Source organism: Microbulbifer echini, assembly GCF_041447225.1.
In the GTDB taxonomy this organism is placed as follows: Bacteria; Pseudomonadota; Gammaproteobacteria; order Pseudomonadales; family Cellvibrionaceae; genus Microbulbifer; species Microbulbifer echini.
Genome location: NZ_JBGMEL010000017.1, coordinates 1 through 16127, shown reverse-complemented (window position 1 = coordinate 16127; position 16127 = coordinate 1). Strand labels below are relative to the sequence as shown.

General features: G+C 48.2%; 9 protein-coding genes and 3 pseudogenes. 6 read left to right on the top strand and 6 right to left on the bottom strand.

Annotated elements, in window-relative coordinates; all coding sequences use genetic code 11:
• Window positions 1-48: 48 nt before the first annotated feature.
• The 5 genes from pbpC to ACCI51_RS15635 form a co-directional block, all read right to left on the bottom strand.
• Entirely contained in the window at window positions 49-2415 is a 2367-nt protein-coding gene (pbpC, locus tag ACCI51_RS15655) for a penicillin-binding protein 1C (RefSeq protein WP_371844406.1), read from the bottom strand.
• Window positions 2412-7535, bottom strand: a complete 5124-nt coding sequence (locus ACCI51_RS15650) for an alpha-2-macroglobulin family protein (RefSeq protein WP_371844405.1) — start codon at window positions 7533-7535, stop codon at window positions 2412-2414. Before ACCI51_RS15650 ends, pbpC begins: the two co-directional genes overlap by 4 nt.
• A gap of 319 nt (window positions 7536-7854) precedes the next feature.
• The gene (locus ACCI51_RS15645; protein WP_371844403.1) at window positions 7855-8313 is read right to left on the bottom strand and encodes a nuclear transport factor 2 family protein; all 459 of its coding nucleotides are present in this window, start codon (window positions 8311-8313) and stop codon (window positions 7855-7857) included.
• Window positions 8314-8640: 327 nt separating this feature from the next.
• Entirely contained in the window at window positions 8641-8967 is a 327-nt protein-coding gene (locus ACCI51_RS15640; RefSeq protein WP_299587407.1) for a heavy metal-binding domain-containing protein, read from the bottom strand.
• Between the two features lie 261 nt (window positions 8968-9228).
• Window positions 9229-9861, bottom strand: a complete 633-nt coding sequence (locus tag ACCI51_RS15635) for a hypothetical protein (protein WP_371844402.1) — start codon at window positions 9859-9861, stop codon at window positions 9229-9231.
• A 65-nt stretch (window positions 9862-9926) separates the two neighbouring features.
• Between ACCI51_RS15635 and ACCI51_RS15630 the strand changes: the two genes are divergently transcribed.
• From ACCI51_RS15630 to ACCI51_RS15610, 5 genes and pseudogenes are all read left to right on the top strand, one after another.
• A complete protein-coding gene (locus tag ACCI51_RS15630) occupies window positions 9927-10145 on the top strand; it encodes a hypothetical protein (RefSeq protein WP_371844401.1) in 219 nt (72 codons plus the stop codon).
• Window positions 10146-10328: 183 nt separating this feature from the next.
• Window positions 10329-11296 (top strand): annotated as a pseudogene (locus tag ACCI51_RS15625) (IS30 family transposase).
• A 516-nt stretch (window positions 11297-11812) separates the two neighbouring features.
• The gene (locus ACCI51_RS15620) at window positions 11813-12325 is read left to right on the top strand and encodes a hypothetical protein (protein WP_371844399.1); all 513 of its coding nucleotides are present in this window, start codon (window positions 11813-11815) and stop codon (window positions 12323-12325) included.
• 15 nt (window positions 12326-12340) lie between these two features.
• Window positions 12341-13327: a hypothetical protein gene (locus ACCI51_RS15615; RefSeq protein WP_371844398.1), complete on the top strand. Its 987-nt coding sequence runs from the start codon at window positions 12341-12343 to the stop codon at window positions 13325-13327.
• Window positions 13328-13445: 118 nt separating this feature from the next.
• Window positions 13446-14012: pseudogene (locus ACCI51_RS15610) on the top strand (IS30 family transposase); the annotation flags it as partial.
• Here the strand turns inward: ACCI51_RS15610 and ACCI51_RS15605 are convergent.
• Window positions 14013-15377 carry an IS4 family transposase gene (locus ACCI51_RS15605; protein ID WP_371844396.1) on the bottom strand — a complete coding sequence of 455 codons (1365 nt, stop codon included), beginning with the start codon at window positions 15375-15377 and terminating at the stop codon, window positions 14013-14015. It lies immediately after the preceding pseudogene.
• Between the two features lie 95 nt (window positions 15378-15472).
• Here ACCI51_RS15605 and ACCI51_RS15600 point away from each other — a divergent pair.
• Window positions 15473-15901, top strand: a pseudogene (locus tag ACCI51_RS15600) (IS30 family transposase); the annotation flags it as partial.
• Between the last annotated feature and the right edge of the window lie 226 nt (window positions 15902-16127).

Below are 16127 nucleotides of genomic sequence, written 5' to 3'. Positions count from 1 at the left end.
ATAGGCTTCTCGGGTGTTTTATCACTATTCATTTCATTAGCACTGTAATTAGTCCTCAATCCCCACAAAAATCTCAATCCGATCCACATTTCCGCTGGCATCCAACACCGCAATCTGATGCTTTCCTGTTTTTGGACTGAGTTCCAGATTTTGATTACCTAGAGTTTCACCCATAGGTTCACCATTCAGGAACCAGTAGCGTTTTCCCTGCCCGCCAAGAGCACTGAGATTCAAACGCGGTAGTGGGGCACTGGTTCCAGCGGGGCGGTATTGATTGCCGTTGCTGGCGCCGACAATTTTTAGTGGGGAACCATGGGTTGCAGCGGGATTGTCGCATTCGGGTGCGGTTGGGGGGATTTTTTGTGCGCGTGTTTGGCCCGGAAGTAACCAGGCTTCCAGTTCTTTCGGCCACAGGGCGAGACTGTGCTTTTCTGCACTGGCATCCATACAACTGGGTTTTACGCGCAAACCTTGTTGGTTGGCAAAGAAACTATACGTTTGTGCGGCGCGCAGCGGTTCGCCTTTTGTCGGTAATGTTCTGGGAGCGCGACCTTGGATTAGCCAGGCATTGCGCTGTTGGTGGCAGTGTTCCGCCTGAGTGCGTGTTTTCTGGCCACCGAGCGGCCAGCAGATTAGCTCCTGGGTTATTGATTCGGGTTTTGGCAGATGTTGTTGCTTGTTGCCTGGGAGTGCTGCGATGACCGCGTTCAATAATGGCGTGGCACTGATAGAGCCGTAGTAACCTGGTAGAGGAGTGCCATCTGGGCGGCCCACCCAGATACCCACGGTGTAGCTTGGTGTTACGCCGATGGCCCAGGCGTCGCGGTAGCCATAGCTGGTGCCGGTTTTCCAGGCGATATCTGCCTTGTTTTGCCGCACTAAGTTGCGCCAGCGCCGAGAGCCGCCGCGGTTGGAGGCGAGCATCTCGAAAGTAATCCAAGCTGCCTCTGGAGACATCAGATGCCTCTCACGGATGGGCTCTTCCGGTAGGTAGCGTGGCGCGGCGGCCTGGCCATCGCGCGCCAGGGAGGCATAAATGCCGGTGAGTTGATCTAATCGAACACCGACACCGCCCAACGCCATGGCCAGATTGGGTTTGCCACCGCTGGGGAACTGTAGCGATAAGCCGGCATTCTCTAACGTGGCTGCGAGGCGGCCGGGGCCGTAGTGTTCCAATAATTGTACGGCTGGGACATTGAGGGATCTCTGCAAAGCGGCAGTGGCACTGACCGGGCCAGAGAAACCGCGGTGGAAATTCTCGGGTCGGTAATCGCCGTAGAGACGCGGTGCGTCACTGAGTAGTGAGGCGCTGTGAATCAGGCTTTCATCAATCGCCAGTCCGTACAAAAATGGCTTGAGGGTGGAGCCGGGGGAGCGCACGGCCCTGGCCATATCCACATAACCGTATCGGAGCCTGTCGCCGAAATGGGAGGCACCCACATAGGCGCGAACGGCTAAATCGGAATTTTCCATAACCACAACGGCAGCGGAAGTTTTTTGCGGATAGCTGCCCATATGATCGCGCAGAAAATCTTCCAGCCCGCGTTGAATATTGCCGTCGATGGTGGTGTGAATTACCTCTCTATCACCGTTTTTTTCTACTAGCCTGCGCGCAAGGTGGGGGGTGTTCTGTGGGAATGCCAAGCGTTCGGCGTAGACATTTTCGAGCTGCGCACGCTCGACTTCGTCTGTGCTCCAAACATCGTAGGCCTGCAACCTGGTCAGTACCTTGTCCCGTGCTTCCTGAGCGCGATGTGGGTGTCGATCTGGACGCAGGCGACTTGGCGCCTGAGGCAATACTGCCAGAAGAGCTGCTTCGGCGTGGGTAAGGTCGGCGGCCGATTTGCGCAGGTAGAGACGGCTGGCGGCCTCCACGCCTTCTATATTGCCACCGTAGGGTGCCAGGTTCAGATAGAGCTCGAGAATTTCCCGCTTGCTGAAATGCCACTCCAATTGCAGAGCGCGCAATATTTGCTTGGCTTTTCCAGGCAGGGTTTTACGATGTGGGTCCAGCAGTCGCGCCACCTGCATGGTGAGGGTGGAACCACCAGAGACCACATGCCCGTTGCGCAGGTACTGACCGGTTGCGCGAACTAGAGCAAAGGGGTTGATGCCGGGGTGCTGATAGAAGTGGCGGTCCTCATAGGTGAGCAGCGCCTCGATAAATCGCGGCGATACTTTATCTTGGCTAATGGGGTAGCGCCATATTCCGCGATTATCGGCGAAGAAACGCAGCGGTTTGCCGTGGCGGTCGACCACGACCCGAGCGAAGCCTTGCTCTTTGGGTAGTGGTGGTGGAAACATAACATCCAGTATGAGCAGAGTGCCTAACAGGGCGAAAGGCGTGAGCAACAGCACACGAAATTTGCGGCTGCTGCTTTTCCAGATGCCTGTGAACAAGGCTGGCAGTTTCACTGTTTGCCGACAACCCGCATTTGCGCCAGCGGGTTTTTACCGATAGCGAAGCGCTCCGGTTTGTACATATCTTCCACATAGGGCGGCGGCACCTGATAGCTGCCGGGTGTTACCGAACGGGCAATATAGAAAAGATTGGTGGGTTTCCACTTGGACTGGTCCAGTGCAGCGACAAAGCGGTCATCCCGAAACTCCCGATGCTGTACATTGTCCTGGTCGTCCAGCCATTGGGCGATACTCTTACCGTCGAACTCAAGCTCCTCCACTTTGATGCTGTCGGCGAGGTTCTGGTTTTCCAGTTCGAATCCCGCAGGTAACAGGTCCACGGCGAGTAGGTCTGGCAGACGTTGGTCCGCACTGATTTCCAGGCGCACCAAATAGAGCTCACCTTCGCGAACCTCGGCGGGCACCACGCTTGAGCCATCCAGGTTGTGGTAGCTGCGCCTGATTGTGACCCCCTTGTCTGTCACCTCAGAGGGGGCTTGTTTGCTATAGCCATTCGTGGTGATGGCGGCGAAGAGTTTTTCTGTTTGTCCGGTCACTTCGATAGCTTCTGCGGCTTCACGACCATGGAAGAGGGCGTTGTACGGGTTGCTGTAGCTCAATTCACGCAAGCCATCCAGAGTATTCAGCGAGGCTGACCAGTGCTCGCCGCTATTGAGCTGTAACTGAACACCCGCCATAAATACACTGTTGCGCTCCTGGGTACTTAGGTACTGGCGCTCGCGCAGCAGATCCATCATTTCAAACAGCAGTCCCTCGGCCTTATCGGTAGCCAGATTGTGTTCCAGCAGCAGGGAAATCATCTGCGCTGTGTCGCGCAGGTTGGAGCCATAATCGCCGTAATAACTGCGGCGCTTGCGCTCAATGGCGAGGCCTTTCTGCAGTGCCTCCTCGGCCAAAGTGGAATCGCCCATGTTGTGCAGTGCAATGGCCAAGTGCAGTTGCGGCAGGGGAGATTGGGTCAGGTCGGAGCCGTTTTCATACAGGCTACGCAATTGGCCGAGTGAGATTTTTTGTACGCGGGACAGTACATAGGCGGCATAGGAGCGCGCGGCGTAAGCGTAAAAATTGGGCGCACTGCTGTAGCGTTGCTGATAGAAATTGCCGCGCTCGCGGGCATATTCTTGCAGGCGCTTTAGGGTGGATTCCAGGCGTGTAGTATCGAACACAGTACCCTGGTCCCGCGCGCGCAGTAGCAGGTCAGCCACATAAACAGTGAGCCACTGGTTCTCGGGGGATTCCGGACTCCACAGACCGAAACTGCCGTTGCTTTTTTGCATACTGAAGATGCGTTCAATACCAGCGTTGATGCGATCGGCACGTTCGTTTTCATCGAGCGGCTCGATACCCAGTTGTTGTTGTCGCTGTGGCGTGGCCATTACCAGAGGGTAAACACGGCTGGAGGTTTGCTCAAGGCAGCCGTAGGGGTACTGTAGTAAATTGGCCAGATGATCCTGCAACTGCAGTTGTGGGAGACTGTCCAGGGATACCAGGGTCTGTACTGTATCCGGCATCAGTGAATCGAAGAAGCTGGTTTCGGGGCTGAAATTCTCGCCCTGGGCCAGCATGCGCCGCTGTGTGCGGGTGGTTGCCGGCCAGGCTGGACGTACGCCCAAGCGCCACTGGCGTTCGACGGTGATATCCTGGCCGTCTTCATCTACCGCACCATGGACAACCAGCTGGAATTCCGCATCGCCAGTGGCGTCTTTCGCGGTGATAGGGAAGCGTAAGGTTTTGCGCTCGCCATCGGCCAGCTCTAATAACCGTTCACCCATTTCCATTTCCACCGCGCCGACAGATTGCATTTTCACGATGAGCTGCTGGGGGCGACCACTCAAGTTGTTCAAATCCAGTGCCAGTGTGCTGCTATCGGAGGGAGCCATAAAGCGGGGCAGGGCTGCCTGGGTTACCAGCGGAGAGGCGACTGTCATTTCTGCATCAGCGCTCCCGAAACCGTCTTTACTGAAAGACACGGCCATCAGGCGCAGACTGCCATTGAATTCCGGCAGCTGAAGAGCAATTTGTGCTTTGCCTTGCGCATCGAATTCTACCGGACCGGAAAACAGTGAGACGATCTGTACATCGGAATTGGGCTCGTCACCGCCACGGGTCAGTTCTGCATCGCCGCCAAAGCGCTGCTCTAACAGTTTGCCGCTGCTGGATTCGATAATGCGGTGGTAGATATCGCGCACATCCACGCCGTAGCGGCGCTGGCCGAAAAAGGCCTCGAAGGGATCCGGCGTTTCGAAGCGAGTGATATTGAGCACGCCCACATCTACTGCGGCCAAAGTGGTCCAGGCGGTGCCGCCGTTCGCGCCGATGGAATCTTTATCCGCACTTACGGTTATCTGAACCTCGGAGCCGGGCAGGGCGTGCGCGGGTGCTTCCAAGCTCAGCGGCAAGCGCCGAGGCTGCCTATCCAGTGGTAAGTGGGTGAGTCCGAAGGCACGGTTGGGGGCGATACGCGCGTTCTTGTCGGCGGGTCGCAGTGCGGTTACGGAAATATAGGTATCGTGACTGTCCCAGTCTGCAGAAATGGGGATTTCAATTTTGGTGCCCGATTTATCTACTGATACACGTTTGGACCAGAGCAGTTGATCGCTTTCTACCAACACTAACGCTTCACCGTCTGCCGGCGGCACTACCGTGAGTTGCGCCAGATCACCGGATGTGTAACTGGGTTTATCCAGAGATAGCGCCACAGTATCAGGTCGCGCCGCCTGGCCCTTAGCTACCTGATCCTTGCGCCACCAGTAATACCAGTTGCGCCCGGCGTGAAAGCGCAGGCTGCTGGTGGCCCCTGTCAGGGTATCTGTAACTTCCAGGCGGTAGTGGCCATATTCCACTGGTACTGTGAGCTTAAGGGGGGCTTCTTCGGTAAATTGCAGCGAGCGACTGAAAGACTCAAATTCAGCGCTGGAATATTCGTAGTGCCAACCCTGGCTTGCTGAGTATTCCCAAAAATACTGGCGATCTTCGGAGATCAATACCGCGTTTAGAGTACGCTCGCTCACCAGCTTACCCTGCGCATCAGCAACGATAATATCGAACTCCGGTTTGCTGTTGGCTGCGGGGTTTTCCTCGTCGAAATTTGGGCGTATGCCTACCACTGGATGCTCGGGCCATACCAGTACAGGGTGCTGGCGGGTTACCGGACGGCCGCCGGATTCAAACAGACTGGAGAGGAGGTTGATCTTCAGCGGGTTTTTCGCGTGCTTCCAGCGTGAGGGTAGCGGTAATTTCCCCAGGCCCTCGTTATCCAGTTCGATCGTGGGGGCATTAAACTGGCGTGCTGGTAATGGTTCTTTAGTATCTCCAAACAAATAACCTTGCCAGTGTGGGAAGGGTTCGCGGTAATGGCTGACCTGCACCAGGGTTTCCAGGCGGTTATTTGCGGCCGGGGCACCGTACAGGTAGCTGCCTTCGACTTCCAATGTCAGGGCCTTATCGTGCCCCCTTACCAGGCTGTACGCTTCACCCTCCTGTAATACCAACTTCATCCGTTCGGGTAGAAACTCCTCCACCTTGAACGGGTAATTCACTTTACGCCCATCGGCCAGCTCTACGTCCAAACGCCAGTCACCGGTCGGTGCATTTTGCGGCAGGGGAATGAGCTTCTCGTAATATCCCGGCGCGCTGGTGTGCCAGGTAAAAGTGCGCGCACTGGTGTTATCGGGCTTGATCAAGTCCGCTTTGATCGGTAGGTCTTTTAAATAGCGCCCGTCGTAATTGCGTAGCAGGCCGCTAACTTGTATGGATTCTGTGGGACGGTACAAGTCCCGGGGACCGTACATAAAGAACTCCATCGGCCTGGAAGGGCGTTGGCCCAGTTTAAAGTCCGACAGGTCCAGCGCTGGTTCACGCAGATCCAGCATGGAGAAATGGCCGGTATCCGGGTCGCGTGCAACAAAAAAGCGATGGACGCCTTCCTGTTGTTGTGCGAGCACAAAGCGGACATGTCCATCCTCTGAGGTCGTATGTTGCTTAATCAGCTTCCCTTTATTATCCAGCAGCGCCACCTCAATACCTTCCAACGCCCCCCCCTCGTCCAGGGACGAAACATAGAGGTCAACGCTGTCCGGGTAGTGGCGCGCGTGTAGGCCTAGGTTGGTTATCGAGAAGTGAGTGACATCGTAAAGGTCGGTGTTGTACACACCAGCCGGCTGCATCACGGCCACATAGATGCCGGGCTGTTTGAGAGGCGCAATATGGCCGATAGAAAGGTCAAAATCCTGCTGAACATACTTCTCTTTAGTGAGATCAAAGTGCGCGCTATAAACCAAATCAGCCACTCCATTGAGCGCCTGTAACTGGTAGTAGTGCTTTAGGGACTGATTTTTGATCAAGCTGAAGAAGTCGGAATAGTGCTCAGGTTTGACCCGGTGAAAATGGATCTGTACAGCTTCAATGCTGACTGCAGTCACGGGTAAGCCGGGAGTTACTGTGACAGGAAATATACTGCCGTTACTGGAAAAGCTGATGCTTGGTTCAATGCGACGGGTGCGAATTAGCTCTTGCTGCAGCTCCTGAAGCTCAAGTCCGTCCTCGCTGGGCAGACCGGCACGTATCGAGACTTTGTAGCGTGTATTTGGCTCGATATTGGGGAAGTACAGGATCTTCTGGTTATCTGACAATACCCAGCCACCATCGACATCCTTGCCATCTTCGCGGGAGAGGGTCAGGTAGGAGCCAAAATGGGCATTACCAAGCAACGGCTCGGAAAAGATAACGGCAATGGCCCGTGTATCCTTGAACATCCGCTCTGCGATGTGGAGAACCTTGAGAGGGCGATCTGTTGATCCCTGGGTAACAGGCTTGCTTTTGTTTTCGGTCATTGCAACCGGTGCAAGCGCCTCTTCCGATTCATACGCTGGCTCGCTTGTATGGCTTACAGAAGCGACCCTTGATGTAGCGGTTTTGATCTTATCTCTATCCGTTGGGGAAACTTCCTCTGCTTTCTTTTCATCGTTGCTTCGAGGGCCGGTCTTCGCTGTCTCACTAGCATTGCTTGTAAGGCCATCAGTACCCGCCATTTCCGACTTCTCTGGTACGCAGGCTGCAATGAAAAGACAGAGAAGAATGACCGCAATCCAGCGCGGCAAGCGGTGAGGGGGCATGGGTATTTCCTTATTGATCGTTTGAAGCGGCGGATAATTTAGACGGTCTTGAGAGTTGTCTCAAGCTTTCATATTGTGCCGAGTGTTTTGAATCTGGTGTTAAGGATATCTACTTCAATTTAGGATATAAATAGGGCTAATACTCAAAAAACTAGGAGCTTATCGACCACAACCTTACTATCCATGGCTAATGGATCGGTGATGACAAATTCGAGAATTCTGACCAGGAAAAACTTATAGTCTTCGGCTCCTCCAAGTGGTTAGATCTCAATGTTATTGTAGGTGCGCTCACGAAGTGGATGGTCCGCATCGCCCCAGTTTATTTCTTGCTTACATGCCTTTTGGTATCATGGTACTGCCAAAGAACGTTAATAATCTTCCACTCGTTTTTATCATTTTTATATAAGTGCGCATAGTCAATCCACTCATCTACAGATAATTTTACGGATGCAGCTCGGTTATCAATATCAAGTATATCTATATCTATTTTGGGGGAGGGTGGAAACTTGTCGCCATCCTTATTGTAGTTTTCGGCGATCCAAATCATAGCTTCATAGTCTGTCTCCATTATGAACTCCGAACCATCCTTAGCTTTCCAAAAGGTCCTTTTGGCTAATTTTTTATCTAAACCCCTACGCATTAAATTGGGCTTAACTTGGTGTTGGGACTCGATATAGTCGAGCATAGCCCTTTCTATGCTTTTCTTATCATCAGGCGAATGGGCGTTTACAGCGCAAGCTAGTAGGGTAGAAAAAATGTACAGTGCTATTCGATACATAAATACTTCCTTGGATGATTTATTTTACAAAGGCCTAACCTTTGCCCTTATTTTTTCGGTCCGCCTTAATTCAGCTTCGCAGGTACAGTGCTGACCCTCAATGGATTCGGCTGTCGGCCATGCTTGTAGATGGCAAGGCCCTTTTGGAATTTCTAGTCGTTGCTATGGAATGAGGGCATCCATTCGAGAAGGAAATTTCTTTCGACGAGTTATACGGCGCTTTAATTTATACTCTGCTTTGGCAAAGATGACTTGGTGCACGATTCATCGTAGTCTTGACAGATGGCTGAATACTACCAAGTTGGCTCGGAGTTACTCAGAGATTCCCTATATTCGTAATTTCTTTAATTTAACCGCCGTCCCAAAAGCCATAATCTCACAAGACCCTTCCATAATAGCGCTTGTAGTGAAGCGAACACCTACCACGGCATCTGCACCGGCCTGATGGGCATTATCACCAAGTCGTTGTAGGGCAGTATTCCTGGCATCGGTCAGCATTTCGGTATAGCCACGTATCTCTCCACCAACAATACTTTTTAAGCCCGCCATAACATCGCGACCGATGTGCTTGGATTGCACAACATTGCCTGTAACAACCTCTAGAATCTCCAGGATTTCGTTTCCTGGTATAGTTTCGGTGGTTGAGTAGATCATGTGGATTCCTTCGCTAGGGTACGTACATATAGTTAATTGAACATTATTATCCTCCGTGTGATTTCATAAGTAAACTGAGTTGCTTCAAGGTATTTTTCCTGGAAATTGATAGGAAAAATGCACATTTTATGAAGTCATGTTGGAGGTGGCTTCAGGCTTCTTACTGGAAAGTCACGTTACCTTATATACTTCAGTGCGGAGATTGGCGGCCACTTTTTAAAGGTAAATAAAGTGGCCGTGTTGTTTAAAAGCCATTGCCGGCTAAGCATTGTACCAAGGAGGAACAATCCACTGCCCGCCGCGCCAGTCACTGGGTACTAGATTGTTGTACCCTTGCCCCAGACGATTGGGCTTTTCAGTGGAGGGGTTCATTGCCCAACCCTCGGCTAGTGTGACTTTGATACCGGATTTTATACAGAGATCTATAAATTCTTTGAACCCCTGTAAAGTTTGAATAACCACTTCATTGCGTGCAGGAGTAAACGCGATAAGAGGCAAATCAACATCATTTACAAAGGGGCGCGCAGCTTCATCACTGTGCCATAGCACATTTCTTTTGGGGAAGGGCCCCCACTGACTGCCTCTATTACGCGGGATACGAATATTTGCGATAACAGAGTTGACAGTCTGACCCACTTCATAGATCCGGTTGGTCATATTACCGAGCTTGGTACCTTGCCCTTGAGTGGTAAAATATCTCTCGAGTTGGCTTGCGATACGACGACGCTGGGACCAGGCTTGGGTAGTACCAAGCATACGGCGATCATTCCCATACTTGTTATATCTGTTTGCGCCTTGCTTATATGGCCAAATGGCAAATAAATCATAGTCGCCAGTAATGGCGTTAAGAGGATGCTCCTCTCGGAACTGCCGATGTTCGATAGGGTTGGTCATCGCCAGCAGCTATTTCTGCTTGGACTGGAGAGCTAAGATCTGTAGGCGGAGCATTTGATCTATCAATGGAGGCACTTAAAAAGCTTACAAAGCTTGTGAATGAGCTAAAAGAGTATTATTTAAATAAAAATATGGGGGGTTGGAATATTGTGCATTTTATTGCGTCTCCACCTTTCAAAAAATTTGAATGTGAATTTGATTACTCTGTGCAGCTGGATAAGGATGAGATGACTTTTACAGAGTACTCTAGAAGACTTAATCAGGCTTCAAGGATTCACCCATAGATGTTATTGATCGCCTAATAGCTCAGCATATTGTCGGGATTTTTTTGTGTAATGAAGCTGTATGATTTTCATATGATATCTTTGTGGAGGTAATGTTTCTTGGTTTCGGATAATAAGTGTAATTGGTAAAGGAGGGCTTAGCTGGTAGAGTCGGCACCTCTCCCGACCAGGAGAAAGGCACTGATGAGCTACTACCAACTGAGCGAGAACGAACGATACCAGATTTACAGCCTAAGAAAAGCCGGACACTCTCAGAAAGCAATAGCAAAATTGTTAGAGAGACATCCCTCGACGATCAGCTGAGAGCTACGACGCAATATAGGCTTGCGAGGATATCGTCCAGGGCAAGCACATAAGTTTGCAGAACTAAGACGCCAGCAAATGAATAAGGCACAGAAAGTGACTAATGGCGTGTGGCAAAAAATAGAAACCCTAACCCGGAAAGAATTAAGTCCCCAGCAAACTGCAAGCTATTTAAAGAGACATACCGGTGTATCGTTACATCATGAGACGATCTACCAACTAATTTATTTAGATCAGGCAAATGGTGGAGAATTATACAAGCATCTTAGGATTGCATCAAAACCTTATTGCAAGCGATACGGTAAGTATGATCGACGCGGAAAGATCAAAAACAGAGTGTGCATAGATGATCGACCAGCTGTTGTAGAGCGAATGAATCGGATTGGCGATTGGGAAGGTGATACCGTTATAGGCAGGGGCGTGGCGGAGCTTTGCTGACTATGGTTGAGCGCAAAACGTTATTTACTGTTATTGTTAGATTGACGGGCAAACGATCAGACTTACTGGCTGAAGCAGCCGTTAGCAATAAGGTGAGTTTCAAAGATAAAATCAAAACAATTACCTTCGACAATGGTCTTGAATTAGCTGGTCATGAAACGATTGCGGAAGGCTTGGAAGCTGATATTTATTTTGCTCACCCATACTCATCTTGGGAGAGAGGGATTAATGAAAACACTAACGGCCTCATCCGGCAGTATTTCCCAAAGGATGCAGGCTTTAATAAAGTAACAGATGAGCAGGTTCAATTTACAATGGATCGCCTAAACAGTAGACCAAGAGCGAGTCGGGGTGGAAGGTCATCGAATGAGCTATTTATAGGGCTGCAAGATAACCTTCTTGCAGTATGAAAATGTTGAAGTTGTTAATTGAACCCAAGAGGCTAAATTTTCGAAAAAATCTGAAATTAAATCTACCAGTAAAGGTTATTCTTTAGGAGTTAGCATGCTGACTTATCAATCAGGGTCAAAAATTTTTCAGCATGACATAGTAAGTGAGAAGGAAATAGCTGGGTCACATATTGAGAGTGTTTTCAAGGGGTTGGTAAGGGTGAATGAGGTTCTTATTGGTATTTCGAGCTCTGGATATGCATTTTTTGATCCTCAACTCGCCATTGTAAAATCGGTCACCATTGAAATCCGGTATGTGATTTCAGTATATATAACGAAAAATTAATTGTAGTTAGAACTGACTATGACTATTCTCTTTTTCTGTCAAAGTAAGGTATTCAGGATATTTTTCTAGATAAGGTTGTCTGGGGGGGTGATTTTGGAGAGAATATTAGGGTTGAGTCAAATATAGCCTTTACAGTTTCGCTTAAAGTAATTGGTAGGCGAGACCTTGAGTGTGGAGAAGTTAAGTGGTCTGTGGAAATTGCCATTGGAAAATATTTTCCTACTTCTAAAGCCAAAGGAGCGGCTTTAACCTTGAGTGTGATGTCTCAAAATTGGGATGAATTAACACAGGGAGGTTGGGTGTTGAGTCGCTTTGAAGGGTCAATTCCTGATGTTGAAACAAAGCATAAACTTGACGCGTTGTTTACTCGAGTTAATCCGAGGACAGACCTTTCTGAGTCTAAATCTGTAGAGATGAAAAACTGGAGTTCTGCATGGAGTATTTCTGGTAGTACTTATGAGCAATTTAAAGTTTATTTGACAGGTGGAAGTGATTTTGAATACTACTTTAGCAATGGTTTAAGTGATGCTATGAAGGGTAAATTTCAGAATGTTTTTAAGGGCGCCTCAAAGTCATGTGAGTTGTTCAATGCTAACCCCATGTTTTTCGAAGAACATGAAATTCGTTCCCACGAAATGCTCAGTAATTTAGCTAAGAATGGCCAGTTAGTTAACCATCCCACCTTTATGGATTTTGTGCGCTAAAGGAATCTTAGTCAAATGTTTAAAAAGATATTTAAATTTAAGGGTGCAAACAAAGGTTATTTTGCAGATAATGATATACTTATTTTTCAGTCTGGGAAAGAACTTCTACAATTTGATTTGGCGGGTAAAAAAGAGCTGCTTCGCAGTTTTGTAAATGATGATTTTCAGTGTTTTGAAAGAAAAGATGATTTAATTATAGGTATTTCGGGTTTAGGGTATACTCTTTTTGATTCCCAGCTGCATGCAGTTAAGGCAACTCGAGTTAAAAATGGCATTGGTGATTATTGTTTATACAATGGTAATTTGGTTGTGGTGACAACCGATTACGATTATACCCTTTTTCTGCCAAGGCAAGGTATTCAAGATATTTTTTCAGAGAAGGTGCTCTGGGAATCTAATAGTGGTGAGGTTATAGAGGTTGGGTCAAATATAGCCTTTACCGTTTCACGTAAAGGAATTAGTAGGCGAGGACTTGAAAAAGGAGAACTTAAGTGGTCTGTAGAAATAGCTAGTGGAAAATATCTGCCTAAGCTGGTTGGTGTTAGCAACGATGTAGTAGTTTTTTCTTTTAAAGATTTAGACAAAGTGGTTTCCTTTGATGTCGAAACAGGAAAAGTTAAATGTGAGATGGAAACTTTTGCGAGAGGGTTATGCATTGATGAGAAGAAGGGGCTTCTTCATCAAGTGTTAGTTAATTATGCCGCTTATGATTTTTTGACTGGAGAGCTAAAGGATAATTATAAAAATTTTTCTTATTTTAATTCAGCAGGTATAGAGTCGCAAAGGAGTAATTATATTCTGGAGGGAGACCATATAATTACAACAGACCAGAGGGAAGGTGTTGTTGGAGCATTTAATACTGTTACCCACAAATTTGACTGGGTGCACAAAGAAGAAGGTGTCAGTTTTCCATCTCCAGCTCCTATTGTGTATAGAGATCCTTATTTACTAGTTTATGATGACTCGGGGGCGTTACATGTCTTCAGAAAAGAATGTATGTAATATTGAGTATGCTCTCTTAACCTGCATTCAACTCTGAAGTGCATCAGTTAATCACCTGGAAAAGAACGGTCAGCTGAAGGTAATATCTGCTGCTGCTTCTCCGCCAAGAGATTAAGTGATGACAGAAGGCTACCGACAGCTGACCGAAGAGCAGCGATGCCAGATTTGGGCACTAAAGAAAAGTGATTGGAGCCAGAGAGCAATCGCTAGAGAGACTGCGGTTAGCCAACCTACGATTAGTAGGGAATTGGCTCGCAATCGAGGTGGCAATGGCTACCGCTATAAACAAGCGCAACAGATGGCAGAAGAGCGTCGTAGACTGGCGAAAGAGCCAACAAAGATGCTACCCAAGACCATTGCACTGATAGAGTGCAAGCTGAAGCTGCAATGGAGCCCAGAGCAAATTTCCGGCTGGTTAGAGCAAGAAGAAAACCTGCTAATCAGCCATGAAACCATTTATCTGCATGTCTGGGCTGATAAACAGCATGGTGGAGCCCTATACGAAAACTTGCGGCGTAGGGATAGACCCTACAATAAACGCGCGAACGGAAAGTCCACTCGTGGACACATCAAGAATGCCATCAGTATCGAACAACGACCACAGGTTGTCGATGATAAATCTCGTATCGGAGACTGGGAAATTGATACCGTTATAGGTAAAGGCCATAGCTGTGTTTTATACACATCATTTAACCCCAGTTAAAATCTCCGCTGCCTCCATATAATGAAGCAGTTTAGTGTATCCCTGCCAAACAGTTTTAACCCCTGGCTCACCATCCCCTTTACGCCCCAGAAAACCTCCTAGACCTGCCAACATGCGAGTTATCGCCCTCATACTTGGAGGTTCGTTGGGTGGGGTAGTTTTATCTCGCATTATCCATATCATACGCCACTCTTTTTCAGAGTAGACTTTCGTACACGATGTATCAGGAAGCGTTCGTGCTCGTGTTGTCATGGAGTGTAGACGCCACCCAATAATCATATAGATTGCAATACAGTTCAGCATTCGCTGCTCGGTTCTAAAGCGATTACTTTCTATCTGGCATCCGCCTTTCACCACTCTAAAATAGGTTTCAATTTCCCATCGACTTCGATACCACTCAATGATCATCCTCGCTTGCTTAAAGTCCTCAACTGCAAGATCGGTCAGCAGCATCCATTCAATACCTTTTTTGCCTTCTGGTGGGCTTAATTCCTTAGCAAAAACTGCGTAGATAGAAAGAGGTCGTTTTGATTTTCCTTTTCCCTGTAATCTTACTTCTGCAATGGATACACTGACCTTAGCTTCCCTTTCTGGCTCCCTATTCCTTTTGGGGATACCTACTGAGTATTTTCCGATGGACTTCTGTTTGGTCAAATAGTCCCAAAGTAAAGTCTTATCTTCTCCTTCGATCTCTAAACTACGATTAGCCTTGGCTCGAACAATATAGCTTGCACGTCGCTGTTCATTTTGATCTTCAGCTAATTGAAACCACTCATGAATATCCCCCTCTCTATCCGCGATACTCACAATCGTGGTTTCAGGGCAGCGCTCTTGTATCTCACAAGCTGATTCATAATGGTCTAGCCAGCGTCGACTCTCTTTATCTTGTATCGACTTGGTATAGCGAGAATTAGCACTAGATTCTTTATCTCGCTGCCACATGCTACCCTCAATAATTCCCAGATTATTTCTGGATGGTGTTATAGCGATAGACGTATGTAGGAGCTGCTGATTAGTCTCTTTGCGTCGGAGTGTTCCCATTTCTTTGCTTTCTAAATCGGTAGCAAAATTTAGGAAAGTGGTATCCTGAGGGATAAGAACAACTGGCTGAACCTTGATTCTTTCAAGAGTGGCTGATTTATGGCCACTCATAATGGAGTCAAAGCTGACTTTATCATTTTCGATAAATCGATAGGCTGCAAAGGTTTCTGCCCAAGACTTGTTTGCACAGGGAATACTACTCTTTGGGTCGGAACTTAAATTACTGAGAATATTGGACAAGCGCTTATTCAATCGTGTATCACCCATAACCTGATTTTTCACTTCGTCCCTGACCCAGTCCTGCATAATTATCCAGCCAAATCTGTAGCGCCTATACCGTACAAACTGTAACTCATTGATTTTTATAATAAAACTGAAAAAAACTTGTGTATAAAACTTAGGGCCATAGTGGTGCTTTGGTCACCATCGTAGACCGTAAGAGCAAATTTACTCTCTCTCAGCAGGTTGAGCGCAAGACGGCAGAGTTGGTCACTCAGGCTACGATCTCACTACTTGAGCCGTATAAACATTTAGTACATACCATTACCGCCGATAATGGCAAAGAATTCGCCCTGCATGAGAAGATTAGTGAAGCTTTGAATGCTGAGGTCTATTTTGCGCATCCGTATGCCTCTTGGGAGAGAGGCCTAAACGAGAATACGAACGGCCTGCTGCGCCAGTACTTTCCGAAAAATACTGACTTCAGGCTTGTGAATCAAAAAGAAGTAGAAGTGGCTGTTGAACGCTTAAATAATCGTCCCAGGAAAACGTTGGGCTATAAAAGTCCTAGTCAGATATTGGGAGAATATACGGCTGAGGCAGCAACCTAAAGGGTGATGCACTTCAGAGTTGAATGCAGGTAATATTAAGTTGGAAAGTAATAAGCAGAATCTAAAACTTGTAGTGGGCGGTTCATATCTGCTCACTACTGCAACCTAGGGAACCTCTGAATAATTCCGAGCCAATTTGGTAGTATTCAGTTATCCGTCAAGGCTACGATAGATCATGCACCAAGTCACCTTTGCCGAAGCAGAATACAATCTGAAGCGCCGTAAA

Bases quoted from the DNA above. Each gene is read 5' to 3' on its own strand.
- ACCI51_RS15650 (WP_371844405.1), bottom strand. From the start codon at position 7,535: ATGCCCCCTCACCGCTTGCCGCGCTGGATTGCGGTCATTCTTCTCTGT.
- ACCI51_RS15645 (WP_371844403.1), bottom strand. From the start codon at position 8,313: ATGTATCGAATAGCACTGTACATTTTTTCTACCCTACTAGCTTGCGCT.
- ACCI51_RS15640 (WP_299587407.1), bottom strand. From the start codon at position 8,967: ATGATCTACTCAACCACCGAAACTATACCAGGAAACGAAATCCTGGAG.
- ACCI51_RS15635 (WP_371844402.1), bottom strand. From the start codon at position 9,861: ATGACCAACCCTATCGAACATCGGCAGTTCCGAGAGGAGCATCCTCTT.
- ACCI51_RS15630 (WP_371844401.1), top strand. From the start codon at position 9,927: ATGGAGGCACTTAAAAAGCTTACAAAGCTTGTGAATGAGCTAAAAGAG.
- ACCI51_RS15615 (WP_371844398.1), top strand. From the start codon at position 12,341: ATGTTTAAAAAGATATTTAAATTTAAGGGTGCAAACAAAGGTTATTTT.
- ACCI51_RS15605 (WP_371844396.1), bottom strand. From the start codon at position 15,377: ATGCAGGACTGGGTCAGGGACGAAGTGAAAAATCAGGTTATGGGTGAT.